The organism is Nocardia noduli (assembly GCF_019038455.1).
Classification (GTDB): Bacteria; Actinomycetota; Actinomycetes; order Mycobacteriales; family Mycobacteriaceae; genus Nocardia; species Nocardia noduli.
This window is the reverse complement of record NZ_JAFMPL010000318.1, coordinates 1-388: the sequence shown is the minus strand read 5'-3', so window position 1 is coordinate 388 and position 388 is coordinate 1. Positions and strand designations below refer to the sequence as shown.

The window sequence follows — 388 nt, the reverse complement described above, 5'->3', positions numbered from 1 at the left end:
CCGCAGATGCCTGCTCGGCACGCTCCCGGCGCCGGGGCTACATCCCGGCCACCATCACGCCGGAGCGAGCCCGGGCCGGCCGCACGATCTGCAATTTCCACGACGGCCGCCGCGTCGGCAACGCCTGGGTGGTCGCCGCCGAATGCAGCGACCGCGGCCGGCACTGGTCCTCGCAGGTGCGGCTCGTGGTCGACGGCGACCGCCTCACCTGGTCGAGCGGGCGCGGCACAGCGGCCTACGTGCGCTGCGGGCGGCGCGGGGGGTGACGAGCGGCAGGATGCGAACATCCTGGACCGGCGATCGTCGGTCCGCGCTCAAGCATTGCCTCGACGCCGGGACATGCTCCCTGTCGTCCCGGGGGCGCGGAGCCGAACCCGGGATCCATAAC

At 74.0% G+C, this 388-nt stretch carries 1 protein-coding gene; it reads left to right on the top strand.

All coding sequences use genetic code 11. The annotated features are described in order from the left end of the window. The coding region (locus JZ792_RS43825) for a hypothetical protein (RefSeq protein ID WP_216918467.1) at positions 1-266 on the top strand (266 nt) is incomplete at its 5' end. Between the last annotated feature and the right edge of the window lie 122 nt (positions 267-388).